Genomic DNA, 17,127 nt, shown 5'->3' with positions numbered 1-17,127 from the left:
GATGAAGTGGTTAAAACGAATGAGCTCGCTGCTACTGGCAGGAAGTCTGCTAACGGGCAGTTTGGGACTGGGGACAGAGGTATCTGCTGCGGGAGCTTACACGGCTGTTGCCGATCCATCGAAGCAATATCAGACGATGGAGGGATGGGGAACATCTCTCGCGTGGTGGGGCAAAGTGGTAGGAGAATACTCCAACCGGGATGAGTATGTGGAGAAAATGTTCAACGCAAATACCGGACTGGGTCTGAACATCCTGCGGTACAACATTGGAGGCGGGGATAATCCATCGTCCAATATTCTCGAATATCGCAAAGCCGTTCCCGGTTATCAGCCTTCTCCGGGTGTGTATGACTGGACTGCGGATGCGAACCAGCGTTATATGCTGCAAGCTGCCAAAGCGCAGGGTGTAAACGTCATTGAGGCTTTTGCCAACTCGGCACCCTACTGGATGACGATCAGTGGCAGTGTATCGGGTGCAGCGAATGGAGGGAATAACCTCAAGCCTGAACATTATGATGATTTTGCAGATTACTTGACCGAGGTTGTGAAGCATTTCCGGGATAATTGGGGGATCACATTCGATAGCGTAACTCCGCTGAATGAACCGATCTCGACGTGGTGGAAGCAGGGCAATGACCAGGAAGGCAATGCACTTTGACCGGGCGGATCAGAACACGATTCTGAGTCAGGTACAAGATTCGTTGAATGCGAAGGGCCTGTCCACGAAGCTGAGCGCACCGGAAGAATACAGTATCGATGATACCAATGTGTCATTCAACAGCTACAGCAGTGCGGTTAAATCATCCATTAGTCAGATCAACACACACACGTATGGCGGAAGCAATCGCACTGCTTTGCGCAACACAGCGACGTCTGCCGGTAAACATCTGTGGACCTCGGAATATGGAGACGGGGATGCAAGCGGACTTACGATGTCACGTACCATCCTAAGGATATTCGTAATATGGGAGCGAGTGCATGGGTGTATTGGCAAGCCGTGGATAGTGCAGAAGGATGGGGATTCTTCAAGAATGTGTTGAACAATACGCAAACGACCAGTTACACCGTGAACCAAAAATATTATGTCATGGGCAATTACAGCAAATTTATTCGTCCCGGATACAAGATTATCGGCATGAGTGATGCCAATACCCTTGCAGCCTATGATGCAGCTTCCGGTAAAATTGTACTGGTCACAACCAATTCGGAATCGACAGATACAACGGTAACCTATGATCTCAGTCGCTTTACTAACACAGGCACGTCTGCTCAGGTATATCGGACCTCTTCAACAGAGAAGTTGCAGCAACTGACCAATATTAAGGTGCAAAACAAAACCTTTACGGCTACAGCCAAAGCCAATTCGGTCACAACCTACGTCATTTCCGGTGCAACTTACAATGGCAGTACAGGATATGAAGCCGGGGCCATCTACAAGCTGATTAATCGGAACAGTGGACTAGCACTCGATGTGAACGCTGCTTCTACTACAGGTGGAGCCACGATTATTCAATGGAATGATAATGGAGCCGCCAACCAGCAATGGAAGCTGGAGTCGGCAGGTAACGGATATTACAACATCCGCAATGTAGGCAGTGGTCTTTTACTGGATGTGAATGCGAGTTCCACACAAGGCGGAGCCGCTTTGATCCAGTGGCAGGATAACGGGGGCAACAATCAGCAATGGCTGCCCATTGATGTGGGAGGATATTTGGTACTTGCGAATCGAAACGGTGGCCTGACGGTCGACATCAATCAAGGATCTCTGACCGCAGGTGCCTCCACGATTCAGTGGGCCGACAATGGCGGATTCAATCAGCAATGGAGCCTCGTCAAAGTTCATTAGTGTTCGTGCGCTTGCATTAACGTTCTAACGTAGCATACTTTCCTGGAGGTGCAGTGCTCTGAGCAACACTGCACCCTCTAAGGAAGTAGCTGTTTTATACATACATATGTTCAAGTTGATTCAGCAGGCTTGTACTTAACGAAAACGGGACAGGGCGAACCTTCCAATATCCTGATCTGTGTGTCCTGTCTGAACCAAGTCGGATAGAACTTGTCCAATGGCACTTGCGAACTTGAAGCCGTGACCGGAGAAACCGCCTGCCAGCCACACACGCTCATGGGCAGGGTGTCGGTCGATAATAAAATCTTCATCCGAAGTGAATTCATACTTGCATACACTACCACGTTTCAATTCTCCAGCTGCCTGAGGCATATGAAGTTCGAGCAGCCTGCGCAGATCACCCTCGTCCGTTTCTTCCGTACCAAAAGGAGCCATCGTACTTCCTGGTGTCCACACCTGACCCGTATCATGACGACCCATCTTCAGACCTGATCCGCCAATGCTCGGGAATCCGTAATAGGTCCCTTCTTTTCCTGCCAGTGTGAATCCGGGGAAGTGCGCCTCGCCATACAAGGCTTCTGGGGAATCAAACCATCCAACTGTTTTACGTACAGCCTGGATCGGGAGATCCACGAAAGGTTTTAACGTCTGAAACCAGGCACCCGTGCTCAGGATGATTTGATTCGCATGGTATGTCTCACCACCTGAAGTCTGAACTGCAACGGAATGTGGTCCGTATTCGATATGCTCCACACGCGTGTGCGTTAACAAGGTGGCACCGTGAGCCTCGGCTGCCTTGCGGAAGGCTCGAATACAGGGTTCACTATACAAATAACCTGCATCAGGCTCATACATGGCCTCGTAATGTTCAGGTACTGTAATACCTGGCCAGCGTTTCATCACCTCGGTTGCATGCAACGTTTCATAACGAATGTCTGCATCATCTGCATGGCTCAATCGGCTTTGAAAGGAATGAATCTCCGGGTCAGCTATATTCAAGACGCCTGAAGGAACAAACAGTTGGTCTCCTGTCGTTTCCTCCAGCTCATGCCATAACTTCTGTGCAAGTAGTGCCATGGCAACATAGTCAGGCCCACCACTGTACACATGGCGAATCAGTCTGGTATCTCCGTGATGGCTTCCTTCCGTATGCGGAGGATCAAAGGCATCTATTAATAAAACTTTGCATCCACTGCGCGATAGATAATAACCTGCACTCATGCCCATGGAGCCGGCTCCAACGATAATAACGTCATATGATGGTGTGGTCATGGTTCCGCCTCCTAGTCTATTTCCAACGTTAATCTTCTAAAGCATAATGTAGTCTCCCAACTTTTAATAGTCAATATAACAGCTTATAGAGAAGAGAGAGATGTTAATAGAACATATTAATAGTAAAATGACTTATATAATGAATGTGATAAAGGAGACCACGCATGAGTGAGCAATTTACGTTTGACCTGTTTCCCCTAATCCAGACCGAACGATTCATCCTTCGGTCGGCAGAGGCAAGGGACAGCCAAGACCTGTTGGAGTTATATTCGGATGAAACTGTGGTTCAATATATGCCATTCACTCCCTTTGAATCCGTGGAGGATGCAATGGGTGAGATGAACTGGTATGCGAAGATTTTCAAGGAACACACGGGTTTACGCTGGATGATTGAAGACCGTGAAACTCGTAAAGTGATCGGAACCTGTGGGTTCCTGAACTACGAAGATGTACATAACCGTGCTGAGATCGGATACGACTTGTGCTCCTCTTTATGGGGCCGCGGTGTTATGACGGAAGTGGCCCATGCTGTGCTGCATTTTGGATTCATGAGCATGCAGCTCAACAAGATCGAAGCGAAGGTTGAACCGGAGAATGAGGCGTCAATTCGCCTGTTACACAAGCTTGGTTTTCAGAAGGAAGGCGTACTTCGACAGCATGAGTTCGAGAAAGGCAGATATATTGACCTTGCGGTGTTCTCCAAGTTACGAAGCGATATATAGGCAAGTTGGTGTCATTTCCAGGCCGTGAACCTTGTCCTCCTGAATTCGCTCATGCTATATTGGTGAGATGTGAGGAGATGAGGATATGAAGCTGGTGTCCTGGAATGTGAATGGCTTAAGGGCATGTGTGACCAAAGGATTTATGGATTATTATCAGGAGAGTCAGGCAGATATCTTCTGCCTTCAGGAGACCAAATTGCAAGCCGGACAGATTGAGATGGACCTGGGGGAAGATGTTTATCAATATTGGAATTATGCGATCAAAAAAGGTTATTCCGGCACGGCTGTATTTAGCCGAATCAAGCCTGTATCCGTTCGTTACGGGATGGAGGAAGACAGCGAACCGGAAGGCCGGATGATTACACTGGAGTATGATGATTTTTATCTGGTGAACGTCTATACACCTAACGCGAAGCGGGATCTGACCCGGCTGCCTTACCGTCTGGAATGGGAAGACCGATTCCGGGGTTATATTCTGCAACTGGAGCAGACCAAGCCGGTTATCGTCTGTGGAGACCTGAATGTGGCTCATCAGGAGATCGATCTGAAGAATCCGAAGCCCAATCTGGGCAACTCGGGATTTACCCTTGAAGAGCGCGGCAAAATGACCGATTTGCTTGCTTCTGGTTATGTGGACAGCTTCCGCCATCTGTATCCGGATCGTACGGATGTATACAGCTGGTGGTCTTATATGCCGAAGGTTAGAGAACGGAATGTGGGCTGGCGCATCGATTATTTTCTCGTGTCCAATCAATTGGCGCCGAAGGTTGCTGATGCACATATCGACTGCCACGTGATGGGCAGTGATCATTGCCCGGTGGGTCTAACATTGGAACTCTAGGTACGGATCATGGTGAGATGGATGAAGGTATGAGGTTTGGAATATAGATATAGATGAACTGCAAGTTTCCTTAATCGGAGATTTGCAGTTTTTTTACGTCACGGGTAGGGGAGTGAGACTGGACTTTGGTTGGGGAAAGGACTGGACTCCGGATTGTTTCAATTCCGCTATTTCTTGGGTACGATTGAAGCATACATATATAGATGAACCTTTGGAGTAAGGGGTAGAGAAGATGAAGAAGGGGTTACGGAGAGGGTTAAAAGTGCTGGGAGGCCTGATGCTGGCTGCAGGACTTTTACTGCTGACAGGTGCAGCCTATGAGGCGTATCAATCCACGCAGGATATGAAGTCTTATCCTCCGCCAGGCAAGTACTATGAAGTGAGTGGTCGCAACATGCATCTCTACACCGCTGGCAAAGGAGAGGTCACGGTGGTTTTTGCCTCAGGTTGGGGTACACCCAATCCGTATGTGGATTTCAGTCCGTTGTATGACAAGTTGAAATCAAAGGTGAAAATTGCGGTATACGATCGGTTTGGGTACGGATACAGTGACTACACAGATGAACCTCGTGATGTCGATACCATCTCGGAAGAGATTCATCAGTTACTGCGAACTTCCGGTCAACGTCCGCCTTATATTATGGTAGGCCACTCCCTTGGTGCTTTGGAGACTCTCCGATTTGCGCAAAAGTATCCCGATGAGGTGGCCGGCATGGTCATGATTGATGGCGGAAGTCCTGAATATTACAGTACGGTGGAAATGGATACGCCCGAATGGTATTTTACTTCAGCCCGATTCCTGGTTAAAACAGGCATTGCGCGTACATTGCTGCATTCGGATCAGATGATGGCAACACTGGTCATTGACCCGGAGTTGGTTTCTGCGCCGATGAAAAAGGCTGCCACCATTTCTACCCTGAAGCATGCATACAATGACAACGTGATGGATGAGATTCGTCATTCCAAGATCAACGCATTACGTGTGCTGGAGAACAAAAAGGAGTTTCCTTTCCCTCTGACGATCCTGACAGCTGGATCAGATCAACCAAGTGAGGGGAGTCGGGCATGGCAGGCAGATCAAGTGAAATTTGCTTCATGGTCCAGACAAGGAACCCAGCAGATTGTCCCTCACGCCGAGCATTACATCCATAACAGTCAGCCGGATATTGTCGCTGCCGAAATCTTGAAATTAGTGACACCGTCCAATGACCTATGAGTAACATGATTCCGCAAACACATGATGAACAGGATGAGGAGGAGGGATGGATGAAAAAGATTAGAGTTGTCACCCGATTCCTGTCCATCCTCGTAGCCAGTTGTCTATTATCTCTGAGTGTATTATCCGTATCCGTAATATGGGTCAAGAATAACGTTGATGCAGTACCTGTCATCCAATCGTTTGAACGGGATTAGCGCATAAGATCAAGAAGAAGGAGTAGTAATTGCTGGAACCAATGAGTTGCCAGAGAACTTGCCAAGTGACTTCCCTCTGCCGGAAGATGCAACCATTCGATTAGCCAGTTCAGGTGAGAACGAAGGCAAGCATCAGCTATGTTGATTTTCTCCACAGAACAAGACATGAAAACGGTATTCCAGCTCCTATAAGGATTACTTCAACACCAAAAAGTTGACGGATGCAGGAAGGCGTCATTGAACTGACATTGACCTGGACAGAATCTTAAGAATCAGATGAGGGACATTGTTCTCCTTATTTAAAATTAACGAATAGATTCCATAATACCTTGCATGCGGAACAGCATTATTGCTGCACCGCTGTAAGGTATTTTTTTATTCGAACTGGAAACCTGACAAGTTACATGGTATGTTATATCATTATACAAGAAGTAATAGACAACTATAGAAGAAGACAGGAGAGGATTGAACATGATTAGAGTAGGTATTGTAGGGTACGGTAACTTGGGTAAAGGTGTGGAGAAAGCCATTTCTCAGAACGAGGATCTGGAACTGATTGCTGTGTTTACACGTCGTAATCCGGAGCAGATGGTCGCTGAAAGTACAGAAGTTCGTTTTGAGCATATCTCTGCAGCTGAGCAATACATAGGCAAGATCGATGTTATGATCCTCTGTGGTGGCTCGGCAACCGACCTTCCGGAGCAGACACCAGCTATCGCCAAGTTGTTCAATACGGTAGACAGCTTCGATACGCATGCGAAGATTCCTGAGTTCTACAAGGAAGTTAATGCTGCGGCAGAGCAAGGCGGTCACGTGAGTGTCATTTCCACAGGTTGGGACCCAGGATTGTTCTCCATGAACCGTCTGCTTGCACAGTCCATCCTGCCAGAAGGAAAAGAGTACACGTTCTGGGGCAAAGGTGTGAGCCAAGGTCACTCGGATGCCATTCGTCGTGTTCCAGGCGTTAAGGCAGGAGTACAGTATACTGTACCTGTTGAAGAGGTGATCAACCGCATTCGTGCAGGGGAGACGCCAGAACTGTCTACACGCGAGAAGCATCTGCGTCAATGTTATGTGGTAGCAGAAGATGCTGCCAATCAGGATGAGATCCGTGAGACGATTGTGTCAATGCCTAACTACTTTGCAGATTACGATACGACAGTAACATTCATCAGCGAAGAAGAATTGAAATCCGAGCATGAGGGCATGCCGCATGGTGGATTTGTAATTCGCAGTGGGGTTACAGGTGCCGGTCAAAAGCAAATTATTGAATTCGGTCTGAAACTCGACAGCAATCCTGAATTTACAGCGAGCGTACTTGTGGCGTATGCGAGAGCCGCACAACGTTTGAGCGTGGAAGGACATAAGGGAGCGAAGACGGTATTTGATATTCCGCTCGGTCACCTGTCTCCGAAATCAGCTGAGGACCTTCGCCGCGACTTGTTGTAATTCGTAATTCATTCCTGTAGTTGATATAACAAAAAGCTCGTCCTATGATGCATAGGACGAGCTTTTTTTGCCGTATACAATTCGAAATACGATTCGAACATTAGCATGAATCAAGCATGTGCATAATACTTTCCTGCTGGCGGTTGTATCTTAACGAGACGGTTTCCCTACGTCCAGTGCGTGGGAGCAGTTAAGTGATCTGGCAGTTTGGTATGCAGATCACCTTTGGCTGCATTAAGCTGGGATTGTGTCAGGAAGATGCCACCTCTCAGGTCAGCACCGCCCAGATTCGTATCTCGCAAATCCGCGCCAATCCAATCGGAATTTCTCACATCTGCATTTTGGAGATCGGCTGCAATCATTAAAGCCCCTCGGAAGCTCGCGCTCCGCAGGTCAGCTCCTCTTAAGTTGGCGCCAAAGAAGTCACTTCCGGTGCGTTTTTTGCCCTTCTTCGACTTTTCTTGTCCATGAGTTGCAGGTGGTACATTCGCGCGTACCATTTCACTTGCCTGGACCAAGAGCTGATTCACAGTGGACCGATGTTCAGTAATATCCAGACGCAAGAGGGCCGCAGGCTCCAGGTTGCTCAGACGCTCAATCTCCTGATATAACTCACCAAATGCCGAGTGAAGCGATGATGTCTCCGGTCGCATCATCATTTCATTCATATAACTTAGCAACTCGTGAATTTGCCGCAGGGCAGGCAGACAATCAAACATTTCAGTTGCAGACTCCGGATGATCCCGCCAATCTTTGCCCGCGTAGGTCACTTGAGACAGCTTCTGTCCGGCTCCGAAACAGTCGTATACGGTACATCCCTTGAAACCTTTCTGCCGAAGCTGGGTATGGATACCGCAGCGATTGTCATTGCGCAGATTGGAACAGGGTGTGCCGCTGGCCTTGTCAAAAGCAAAGTCCGATGACTTGCCATAGGGCAGGGCAACACAGCACAGGCCGAAACATTGCTCGCAGTCTGCGCTCAGATGAGGACTCGCAGTACTGGCAAATGGTTGGTTAGACAATATAAACACTTCCTTATAATAGTACACAAAGATGAAATCACGTCAGTACCACTTTACCATCCCACCGGAATGCGATCAATTGTATTGTTAACAATTATTCAACAGCGGGCGTGGCGACAGGCACACAGGATCTGCGTTCCACAATTTCCGTATTCACATAGATGTGAGTACCGTTTTTCTCATTGTTCCCCAGGTTAGTCATAATCAGATTGACGGCCGTTTTGGCCATCATATCTTTTTTGACATGTACGGTGGTTAATTCAGGGCTGATTACATTGGCTTCGAAAATGTTGTCAAAACCCATTACCGAAATATCTTCGGGCACCCGGATGCCGATATTTTGCAATGATTTGATCGTACTGATCGCCATATAATCGTTCTCGCAGAAAATAGCAGTAGGTCGTTCCTCTAGATGCCGGATCGATTGCTGTAAATGTTCCTGAGCCATCACCAGCATGGGCTGCAGATGGAAGGTTAGTGCCTCAGAAACGGTCAGATGGTGTTCGGCTAGCGCGACACGAAAGCCATCTTCCCGTTTGATAAAGTTCGGAATTCGTGTACCGGATTTCACATATCCGATACGACTGTGCCCCAGCTTGACCAGATGTTGACCTGCCTGATATCCGCCCAATGCATTATTAATGGACACGAAATTCGCATCCACATGTTCAAAGGATGTGTCCAGAATGACGACATTGTCATGAATGGATTGAATGGTTTCAATCATGGGCGCAGTTAGATTGATCCCGAGCAACAACAGGCCTGTGGACGGTTGTTCCTTCTCCAACGTTTGCAGTTCTTGCTGCAAATCCTGCACGTCAATGGACGATATGACGAGTGTACTGCCGTGTTGCTTGACCTCTTCCGTGATATGGTGGATCAATTCATTGAAGAACGGGAGAGAATCGTAATGCTCTGTGACGATATCGGAATTTTTGCAGGCAACAAAACGAATAATAGCATTTGTTTTCGGTGCCTCTTTTCCGATTTTTACGGTTCTCGGTTTGTAGCCATGTACTTGAGCGATGTGTAGTATATGTTCACGTGTCTGTTCGCTGACACCGGGTTTGTTGTTAAATGCCAGAGAGACCGCTGCTTTGGAAACTCCAGCAAGCCTTGCAATATCATCAATCTTCAATGTGGAACCTCCTAAATGGATTACATAGGATCAGTATACCATGAATTAAGTGATAAGTTTAGTTAATATATAAACTAAACTAAACTAAAATATACGCATGAAAACTAAAATTATGATTGACTGTTTATAAATTAGATGCTAATATTCAAATTGAAAACGCATTTATATTCATTTTTTAATGTTATTTTATATTAAATTAACTAAAATAATATAATTAGTTTAGTTGGAGGGATAGGTGAAATCATGTCTGTTCAAGTTACAGCCAACCGCAGGACGTTTGAGAAGGAAGGCAAACCGTTTTTTTATTTGGCGGATACGGTATGGAGTGCATTTACCAATGCTACATTGGAGGAATGGGAAGAGTATCTCGATTATCGTAGCATGCAAGGATTCAACGTTGTGCAGATCAATATTTTGCGCCAATGGGATGCCAGCGGTTCTGATCTGAATATCGAACCTTTCAACCTGCAAGAAGACGGTTCGATGGACTATTTTTCATTTAATGAAGCTTATTTCGACCGTGCACAAGAAATGGTTCGCATGGCAACAGAACGTGGATTCACACCAGCGCTTGTGCTTCTGTGGTGCAACTATGTACCCGATACCTGGGCCACGATGTTTCAGAAGGATGGGAAGATGCCATTGGAAGCGGTTGAGCCTTATGTGACGTATGCTGTAAACCGCTTCGGGGAGTTTAATCCAATGTATCTGGTCAGTGGGGATACGGATTTCCCTTCCGAAGAAGCGAATGCTTACTACCAGACAGCACTGGAGACTGTAAAACGCATCAGCCCATCCAGTCTGACAACGTTACACATTCAAGGCAGGCTACGAGAGATTCCTGAAGTGTTTGCGAACCGTGAAGGGTTAGACTTTTACATGTATCAGTCTGGACATAACTCGGAATTCCAAGCCTACGCGCATGAGATTGCAGAACATTTCTATTATCAGTCACCTGTACGTCCAGTGATCAACGGTGAACCTTGTTATGAACAGATTAGTTATAGCCGCAACGTCTATGGACGATATTCCGCATTCGATGCCCGTAAGGCTGCATGGCATAGTTTGCTTGCCGGAGGCGGGGCCGGAGTCACCTATGGAGCACATGGCATCTGGAGCTGGCATAAGAAAGGCAAGTCTTTTGGCATTGTGGAGGGTGAAGGTTTTGACAGTCCCTATGATTGGAGATCGGCTCTCCGGTTCGAAGGTGCGTGGGACTACTCCTTTATCAAGTATCTCTTCGAGCAGTACAAGCTGGTCGGCGTGAAGCCGATGGATATTGTATTGAACAAGACGAAGGAGATCCGTGCGGCAGGCACGGAAGACACAATTTTGCTGTATGTTCCGGTAAACACCAAGGTACGTCTGGACTTCCCTGTTGAAGAATACGAATTCACGACAATTGACCTTGTGCAACGCCGATTTGCCAAGACAGCAGCTTATCGCGAGAACGATTACGGCATAATCCCCATGCATGCTTTTGAACATGATGTGGTGGTGATCGGTACGCGTAAATAAAGTCGCTAGAGAGAGACGCCATAGCTGGCACAAATAGAGATTTACATTACAGATGGGGTGAAGGTATGTGGAAAATTGGTATTGTCGGAACGGGGTACTGGTCCGAAAAACACATTAAGGCTTGGCAATTCGTTGCTGATGCCGAGATAACAGGAATTTGCGACAGGCACGAAGATACATTGAATGAAAAAGCAGAACAATTTAACATCCCGGCAACATTTCGTTATTCGGATGTGACAGTGATGCTAGATAATGCGAATCTCGATGTAATCGATATCATTACGCCACCGGAAACTCATCTGGAGCTGGTGAAAATGGCTGCAGCAGCGGGGAAGCATATTATGTGCCAGAAGCCGTTTGCCCGGTCCATTGAGGAAGCCGAGGAGATGGTACGAATCGCAGAGAAAGCTGGCGTACGTCTGATGGTGACGGAGAATTGGCGCTGGTTAGAACCTTTCCAGTTGATCAAGCAACTGCTTCAGGAAAATACTGTGGGACAATTGAATACGATTCGGTATATTCATACGGATTATTATTCTCCGAGATTTGCACCGGAAGAGAAGTTGCCACAGCCTTTTTTCAGAGACATGCCACAATTGCTGTTCTATGAGATGGGTGTGCATTGGTTTGACACCTGGCGGTTCTTGTTTGGTGAGCCTGAACGTCTATATGCCGAGACCAGAAAGATTAGTAACTATACGTTGGGGGAAGACACCGGTATGGTCATGCTGGGATACAGGGATTATGTCGGTCTCATGGATATGAGCTGGGCGACTCGCCGTGAACTGAGTGAACCTTTGCCGAATCAGGTGCTTCCGGATCATAAGGAGCAACTCATCATTGAAGGGGATAAGGCTTCCATTAAGCTATATAAAGACGGAAGGTTGTCCATCATTGATAATGCTGGTGTGGAGACGGTATATGCTGAACGTACAGAGCTAAACTACGAGGACAGCCATCGTAAACTGCAATCCCACTTTATTGAATGTTTGAATACAGGTGCGGAATTCCAGACCAGCGGTTCGGATAATGTTAAAACGCTTCGATTGGTATTCGATACGTATGACAGCGCAACCCATCACAACGTGAAGCGGTATGTACAGGAGTAATCATGCCCATTAATGATGTTGTCATGATTCTTATTGCATTTTTCCTGGTGCTTGGCGCTGTGGACAAGGCTTTCGGAAACAGGTTGGGCCTTGGAGCAGCATTCACGGAGGGCATTATGGCGATGGGCACACTCGCCCTGGTGATGGTGGGAATTGTATCCCTTGCACCATTCCTAGCGAATATGCTTATTCCGCTGATATCTCCATTATATGAAGCGATCGGTGCTGATCCGGCATCGTTCGCCAATACCATCCTCGCGGTAGATATGGGAGGGTACGCTCTGGCTGGACAGATGGCCCAGAGTGAACAGGCTGGCCTGTTCTCCTGGGTGTTCCTGGGGACCATGTTTGGGCCAACTATCGTGTTTACCATCCCTGTTGCACTGGGCATTCTGGATCGGAAGGATCATCCGTACTTTGCCAAAGGGGTACTGATCGGCATCAGTACCATTCCCGTTGGTTGTTTAGTCGGCGGTCTGGTAGCGGGCATCAATTTTACAGTGATATACCGAAATCTGATGATACCGATTCTGTTATCTGTAATTATTATGATCGGCTTGCGCTATTTTACGAATCAGACAGTGAGGTTGTTTAAAATATTTGGAAGCGGTATCACCTTGTTGTCCCTGATTGGACTGGTGGCTATAGCAGTCAAAACCCTTACAGGTTGGGTACTAATTCCCAATATGGCACCGCTCTCGGAAGGCATTACAACGGTAGGTACAATTGCGATTGTGCTGGCGGGTGCTTTTCCCATGGTTGCGGTAATCAATAAAGTCTGCCAAACCCCGCTTGAGCGAGCGGGTCGTGTGCTCAATCTGGATGCGCCAACAACCGCCGGACTCGTTGCTTCACTGGCTCACAATATTCCGACCTTTCGAATGGTCAAAAATATGAATCCAAGGGGAAAAGTTATTAGTATCGCTTTTGCAGTCAGCGGCTCCTTTGTACTTGGGGGTCATCTGGGTTTCGTAGCAGGAATGGACAAAACTATGGTAACTGCCATGATTGTGGGCAAATTGACAGGGGGCATCAGTGCGGCGATTGTAGCAGCATGGGCTACACCAATCAAGAACGATATTCAAATATAAATCATTTAACAACGGTATATAAATACTGATTTGTCTGATTAAGAAATTATTGCAAGATATTACGGCATCCATGTAAAGGAGTATATGATATGAATCACGACCAAACAGCAAAGGAAATTCTCAGCGCCGTCGGTGGCAATGATAATATCAATAACGTCATTCATTGTGTGACTCGTCTCCGATTCAACCTGAAAGATATGAAGGCACCCGACAAGGAAGAGATCAAGAAGATTGACGGAGTACTCACTGTTGTGGAGAGTGGTGGCCAGTTCCAGGTGGTCATCGGCAATGAAGTTCCCAAAGTCTATGAGTCCCTGATAAGAACAATGGGAAAAGAACCGATGTCAGCCACTTCAGAACAAAAGGGGCAAGGTGATAAGCATGGTCTGTTCAATCGCTTTGTTGACGTGATATCTGGCGTATTTATGCCGGTAATCGGTGTGCTCGCGGCAGCGGGTATTCTCAAAGGGTTGCTAGCCCTGTTCAGTACGTTGAAATGGCTTACGGAAGACATGAGCACATACAAGATATTGTTCGCAACCGCAGATGCACTGTTCTACTTCTTCCCGATTCTGCTCGGGTTCTCGGCAGGGAAGAAGTTTGGAGGTAATCCATTTATCTCTGCAACCATTGGTGCTGCACTCGTATATCCAACGATGACCGCTGCCGCTACGGCAGGGACAGGTATGTCATTTCTGGGCATTCCGGTTATTTTAATCAACTATACACAATCGGTTATTCCAATTATTATTGCTTCTTATCTGGCAGCAAATTTCGAGAGATGGCTTACGAAAATATCTCCTTCTTCCATTAGAATGTTTGCTGTACCGCTGATTACACTGACAGTAATTACCCCGGTTGTTTTTATGGCAGTGGGGCCGGTAGCAACGCTAATCAGTGACTATTTGGCCAAAGGAGCAATGTGGACTTACGGGCTAAGCCCTATTGTTGCCGGATTGCTTCTGGCTGGCCTCTGGCAAACCATTATTATTTTTGGGTTACACTGGGCATTTATTCCCATCCTGCTCAATAATTTGGTAACAAACGGATTCGATCCAATCAATGGTATGTTGTATGCTACTACGTTTGCCCAAACCGGGGCAGCATTTGCAATTGCGATCAAAACCCGGGATAAGAAGTTGAAGCCGATTGCGATGTCTGCGACAATTTCAGGCCTCATGGGTGTAACGGAACCCGCCATTTACGGTGTAACATTACCGGCGAAAAAAGCGTTTATTATGGCTTCCATTGCCGGTGGTATCGCAGGATCAGTCGCTGGTTTCATGGGTTCTACTGCGTATGGCTTTGGTGCAGGGGTGTTCGGTATTCCGTTGTTCATCAATCCTAATGGAATGGATACCGGATTCATTGGTTTCATCCTTTCTGTCCTTATCGCCTTTGTATTGGGCTTTATTCTGACGTACATGTTCGGTTACAAAAATGCAGACATGTCTTCTGCTGCAATGAAGCAGGAAAAAGCAGAACAGGTGCAACCAAACCGTATATCATCGGATTACAAAGAAACTGCTGGTGATGTTTCAGCCACGACTCCAGTTCAGGCAACTACGGAAGTGTATGGAGAGAAGATCGTGTCCAGCCCGCTGACGGGCCAACTGATTCCGTTGACAGAGGTCGGGGATGAGGCGTTCTCTAGTGGAGCCATGGGTCAAGGAGCGGCGATCATTCCGACAAAGGGTGTGGCGTATGCCCCGTTCGATGGTGTAGTGGTTACGATTTTCAAGACGAAACATGCCATTGGACTGTTGTCTGAGGATGGCGTGGAGATTTTGATTCATGTGGGTATCAATACCGTGACTCTCAAAGGCAAGCATTTCACTTCATATGTCTCTGATGGCGATACTGTTCGCAAAGGAGACAAGCTGGTGGAGTTCGATCTGGAGGGCATTACAGCCGCAGGGCTGGATATAATGACCTCTGTGATCGTATCGAATACAGCTATTTACACAGACATTCAGGCTAAACAACAAGGTAACATCGAACATGGTGAAGCTTTGATCACTGTAAAATAAAAACGTTGATATGTCAGAGCAATAGCATTTCAATATAACTACGTAACAGTACCAATAAGGGCAGTTCTCCGAATTAACGGGGAACTGCCCTTATTCATTCCATATAGATTAGTGAGAGATGAATTAAACCACACCTTGAGCAATCATGGAATCGGCGACCTTGAGGAAACCGGCGATATTCGCTCCAGCAACGAGGTTGCCTTCACAGCCATACGCTTCAGCAGCTTCTACACAGCTGGTGTAGATGTTCTTCATGATGTCATGCAGCTTCGCGTCTACTTCTTCAAATGACCAGGACAACCGCATGCTGTTCTGTGACATTTCAAGAGCAGACACGGCTACGCCGCCAGCATTCGCCGCTTTGGCTGGACCAAACAGCACGCCTGCACCATGGAAGACGTCAATGGCAGCCAGGGTGGAAGGCATATTCGCGCCTTCGCCAATGGCCTTCACGCCACCTTTGACCAGGAGGGCTGCAGCTTCTTCATCGATCTCGTTTTGCGTCGCACACGGAAGAGCGATATCACAAGGAATAGACCAGATTCCTTCACACCCTTCGGTATATGTAGCATGCGGGTGTTCTTTGACATATTCGCTGATGCGAAGACGGTCAACCTCTTTCAGACGTTTCACGGTATCCAGGTTGATGCCTTGTGGATCGTGTATGTAGCCACCTGAGTCACTACACGCCACGACTGTAGCTCCAAGCTCCTGTGCCTTCTGAATGGCATAGATGGACACATTACCAGAGCCAGAGACAACGACCGTACTGTCTTTGAAGCTGAGTCCTTTCGATTGCAGCATCTCATGCACGAAGTACACACAGCCGAAGCCAGTTGCCTCTTTGCGTGCCAAGCTTCCCCCATACAGAAGACCTTTTCCAGTTAATACGCCTGCCTCATGCCCGCCATGAATACGTTTGTATTGACCGAACATGTAACCAATTTCCCGCGCGCCTACACCAATGTCGCCAGCAGGTACATCGGTATCGGAACCGATATATTTGTACAGCTCTGTCATGAAGCTTTGTGTGAAACGCATCACTTCCAGATCTGATTTTCCTTTGGGATCAAAGTCGGAACCACCTTTACCACCGCCAATAGGCAGGCCGGTCAACGCATTTTTGAAGATCTGTTCGAAGCCAAGGAACTTGATGATGCCCGAGTATACGGATGGATGGAAACGCAGCCCGCCTTTGTAAGGGCCAATGGCACTGTTGAACTGTACCCGGAATCCACGGTTAACCTGAACTTTGCCCTGATCATCTACCCACGGAACACGGAACGTAATTACACGCTCAGGTTCAACAAGCTGTTCCAGCAGGCTATGGTTCTTGTATTTGGGATGTGCTTCAATGACAGGAATGAGGGAATCCAGGATTTCTTTGACAGCCTGATGGAACTCGTCTTCATGCGGATTTCGGGCGACAACCGACTCATAGACGGAATGAACATATTCTGCGGCAGTAACTTGAGCTGACTCTGTAGTTTGTTTTGTTATCGTGGACACTTTTTCGATGCACTCCTTTATTGTGTTAAAGTCTGTAGATGCTTATTTGTATAAATTGCATAAAAGTTTGTAGTTAAATATACAGGAAAGCAAATAAAAATACGAGATAGAAATCCATAAAATGTTTTTTATGCCGTAATTAAAATGTTCTATGGATCTACCATCTA

At 47.1% G+C, this 17,127-nt stretch carries 16 protein-coding genes; 12 read left to right on the top strand and 4 right to left on the bottom strand.

Annotated elements, in window-relative coordinates; translation table 11 throughout:
- Position 1: 1 nt before the first annotated feature.
- From M1D71_RS21755 to M1D71_RS21745, 3 genes are read left to right on the top strand one after another with little or no spacing between them, the layout of a single operon-like run.
- The gene (locus M1D71_RS21755) at positions 2-658 is read left to right on the top strand and encodes a glycoside hydrolase (protein ID WP_458123635.1); all 657 of its coding nucleotides are present in this window, start codon (positions 2-4) and stop codon (positions 656-658) included.
- A complete protein-coding gene (locus M1D71_RS21750) occupies positions 633-1,040 on the top strand; it encodes a hypothetical protein (protein WP_458123634.1) in 408 nt (135 codons plus the stop codon). Before M1D71_RS21755 ends, M1D71_RS21750 begins: the two co-directional genes overlap by 26 nt.
- Positions 965-1,846, top strand: coding sequence for an RICIN domain-containing protein (locus M1D71_RS21745; RefSeq protein WP_458123633.1), 882 nt, complete (start codon positions 965-967; stop codon positions 1,844-1,846). The genes M1D71_RS21750 and M1D71_RS21745 overlap by 76 nt, the downstream gene beginning before the upstream one ends.
- Before the next feature lie 135 nt (positions 1,847-1,981).
- On the opposite strand, the gene solA is transcribed toward M1D71_RS21745, so the two are convergent.
- Positions 1,982-3,118, bottom strand: a complete 1,137-nt coding sequence (gene solA, locus M1D71_RS21740; RefSeq protein ID WP_458123632.1) for an N-methyl-L-tryptophan oxidase — start codon at positions 3,116-3,118, stop codon at positions 1,982-1,984.
- A gap of 164 nt (positions 3,119-3,282) precedes the next feature.
- Here solA and M1D71_RS21735 point away from each other — a divergent pair, with 164 nt between their 5' ends.
- The 5 genes from M1D71_RS21735 (at position 3,283) to M1D71_RS21715 (ending at position 7,543) form a co-directional block, all read left to right on the top strand.
- Positions 3,283-3,840, top strand: a complete 558-nt coding sequence (locus M1D71_RS21735) for a GNAT family N-acetyltransferase (protein ID WP_458123631.1) — start codon at positions 3,283-3,285, stop codon at positions 3,838-3,840.
- Positions 3,841-3,925: 85 nt separating this feature from the next.
- Positions 3,926-4,681: an exodeoxyribonuclease III gene (locus M1D71_RS21730; protein ID WP_458123630.1), complete on the top strand. Its 756-nt coding sequence runs from the start codon at positions 3,926-3,928 to the stop codon at positions 4,679-4,681.
- 232 nt (positions 4,682-4,913) lie between these two features.
- Complete coding sequence (locus tag M1D71_RS21725) at positions 4,914-5,897, top strand: alpha/beta fold hydrolase (protein WP_458123629.1); 984 nt, start codon at positions 4,914-4,916, stop codon at positions 5,895-5,897.
- 50 nt (positions 5,898-5,947) lie between these two features.
- Complete coding sequence (locus M1D71_RS21720) at positions 5,948-6,094, top strand: hypothetical protein (protein WP_458123628.1); 147 nt, start codon at positions 5,948-5,950, stop codon at positions 6,092-6,094.
- Between the two features lie 471 nt (positions 6,095-6,565).
- On the top strand, positions 6,566-7,543 hold the full coding sequence (locus M1D71_RS21715) for a diaminopimelate dehydrogenase (protein WP_458123627.1): 978 nt from the start codon (positions 6,566-6,568) through the stop codon (positions 7,541-7,543).
- 167 nt (positions 7,544-7,710) lie between these two features.
- On the opposite strand, the gene M1D71_RS21710 is transcribed toward M1D71_RS21715, so the two are convergent.
- Entirely contained in the window at positions 7,711-8,565 is an 855-nt protein-coding gene (locus M1D71_RS21710; RefSeq protein WP_458123626.1) for a pentapeptide repeat-containing protein, read from the bottom strand.
- A gap of 94 nt (positions 8,566-8,659) precedes the next feature.
- Positions 8,660-9,703, bottom strand: a complete 1,044-nt coding sequence (locus M1D71_RS21705; RefSeq protein ID WP_458123625.1) for a LacI family DNA-binding transcriptional regulator — start codon at positions 9,701-9,703, stop codon at positions 8,660-8,662.
- Positions 9,704-9,946: 243 nt separating this feature from the next.
- Here M1D71_RS21705 and M1D71_RS21700 point away from each other — a divergent pair, with 243 nt between their 5' ends.
- The 4 genes from M1D71_RS21700 (at position 9,947) to M1D71_RS21685 (ending at position 15,451) form a co-directional block, all read left to right on the top strand.
- On the top strand, positions 9,947-11,221 hold the full coding sequence (locus M1D71_RS21700; protein ID WP_458123624.1) for an apiosidase-like domain-containing protein: 1,275 nt from the start codon (positions 9,947-9,949) through the stop codon (positions 11,219-11,221).
- A gap of 65 nt (positions 11,222-11,286) precedes the next feature.
- Positions 11,287-12,330 (top strand): Gfo/Idh/MocA family protein, encoded by a 1,044-nt coding sequence (locus M1D71_RS21695; protein WP_458123623.1) that lies wholly within the window; start codon positions 11,287-11,289, stop codon positions 12,328-12,330.
- A gap of 2 nt (positions 12,331-12,332) precedes the next feature.
- Complete coding sequence (gene eutH / locus M1D71_RS21690; protein ID WP_458123622.1) at positions 12,333-13,421, top strand: ethanolamine utilization protein EutH; 1,089 nt, start codon at positions 12,333-12,335, stop codon at positions 13,419-13,421.
- 89 nt (positions 13,422-13,510) lie between these two features.
- Positions 13,511-15,451 (top strand): beta-glucoside-specific PTS transporter subunit IIABC, encoded by a 1,941-nt coding sequence (locus M1D71_RS21685; RefSeq protein WP_458123621.1) that lies wholly within the window; start codon positions 13,511-13,513, stop codon positions 15,449-15,451.
- Between the two features lie 123 nt (positions 15,452-15,574).
- On the opposite strand, the gene gdhA is transcribed toward M1D71_RS21685, so the two are convergent.
- Positions 15,575-16,960 carry an NADP-specific glutamate dehydrogenase gene (gene gdhA, locus M1D71_RS21680; RefSeq protein WP_458123620.1) on the bottom strand — a complete coding sequence of 462 codons (1,386 nt, stop codon included), beginning with the start codon at positions 16,958-16,960 and terminating at the stop codon, positions 15,575-15,577.
- Positions 16,961-17,127: the final 167 nt, after the last annotated feature.

It is taken from the genome of Paenibacillus sp. Z3-2, from assembly GCF_054161325.1.
The sequence above is the reverse complement of the archived record's forward strand: the minus strand, read 5'-3'. Positions and strand labels throughout refer to the sequence as shown.

Excerpts from the sequence above, each read along its gene's own strand:
- M1D71_RS21735 (WP_458123631.1), top strand. The coding sequence starts at position 3,283 with ATGAGTGAGCAATTTACGTTTGACCTGTTTCCCCTAATCCAGACCGAA.
- M1D71_RS21720 (WP_458123628.1), top strand. The coding sequence starts at position 5,948 with ATGAAAAAGATTAGAGTTGTCACCCGATTCCTGTCCATCCTCGTAGCC.
- M1D71_RS21695 (WP_458123623.1), top strand. The coding sequence starts at position 11,287 with ATGTGGAAAATTGGTATTGTCGGAACGGGGTACTGGTCCGAAAAACAC.
- solA (WP_458123632.1), bottom strand. The coding sequence starts at position 3,118 with ATGACCACACCATCATATGACGTTATTATCGTTGGAGCCGGCTCCATG.
- M1D71_RS21745 (WP_458123633.1), top strand. The coding sequence starts at position 965 with ATGGGAGCGAGTGCATGGGTGTATTGGCAAGCCGTGGATAGTGCAGAA.
- M1D71_RS21730 (WP_458123630.1), top strand. The coding sequence starts at position 3,926 with ATGAAGCTGGTGTCCTGGAATGTGAATGGCTTAAGGGCATGTGTGACC.
- M1D71_RS21725 (WP_458123629.1), top strand. The coding sequence starts at position 4,914 with ATGAAGAAGGGGTTACGGAGAGGGTTAAAAGTGCTGGGAGGCCTGATG.
- eutH (WP_458123622.1), top strand. The coding sequence starts at position 12,333 with ATGCCCATTAATGATGTTGTCATGATTCTTATTGCATTTTTCCTGGTG.
- M1D71_RS21685 (WP_458123621.1), top strand. The coding sequence starts at position 13,511 with ATGAATCACGACCAAACAGCAAAGGAAATTCTCAGCGCCGTCGGTGGC.
- M1D71_RS21700 (WP_458123624.1), top strand. The coding sequence starts at position 9,947 with ATGTCTGTTCAAGTTACAGCCAACCGCAGGACGTTTGAGAAGGAAGGC.
- M1D71_RS21755 (WP_458123635.1), top strand. The coding sequence starts at position 2 with ATGAAGTGGTTAAAACGAATGAGCTCGCTGCTACTGGCAGGAAGTCTG.
- M1D71_RS21750 (WP_458123634.1), top strand. The coding sequence starts at position 633 with ATGACCAGGAAGGCAATGCACTTTGACCGGGCGGATCAGAACACGATT.
- M1D71_RS21715 (WP_458123627.1), top strand. The coding sequence starts at position 6,566 with ATGATTAGAGTAGGTATTGTAGGGTACGGTAACTTGGGTAAAGGTGTG.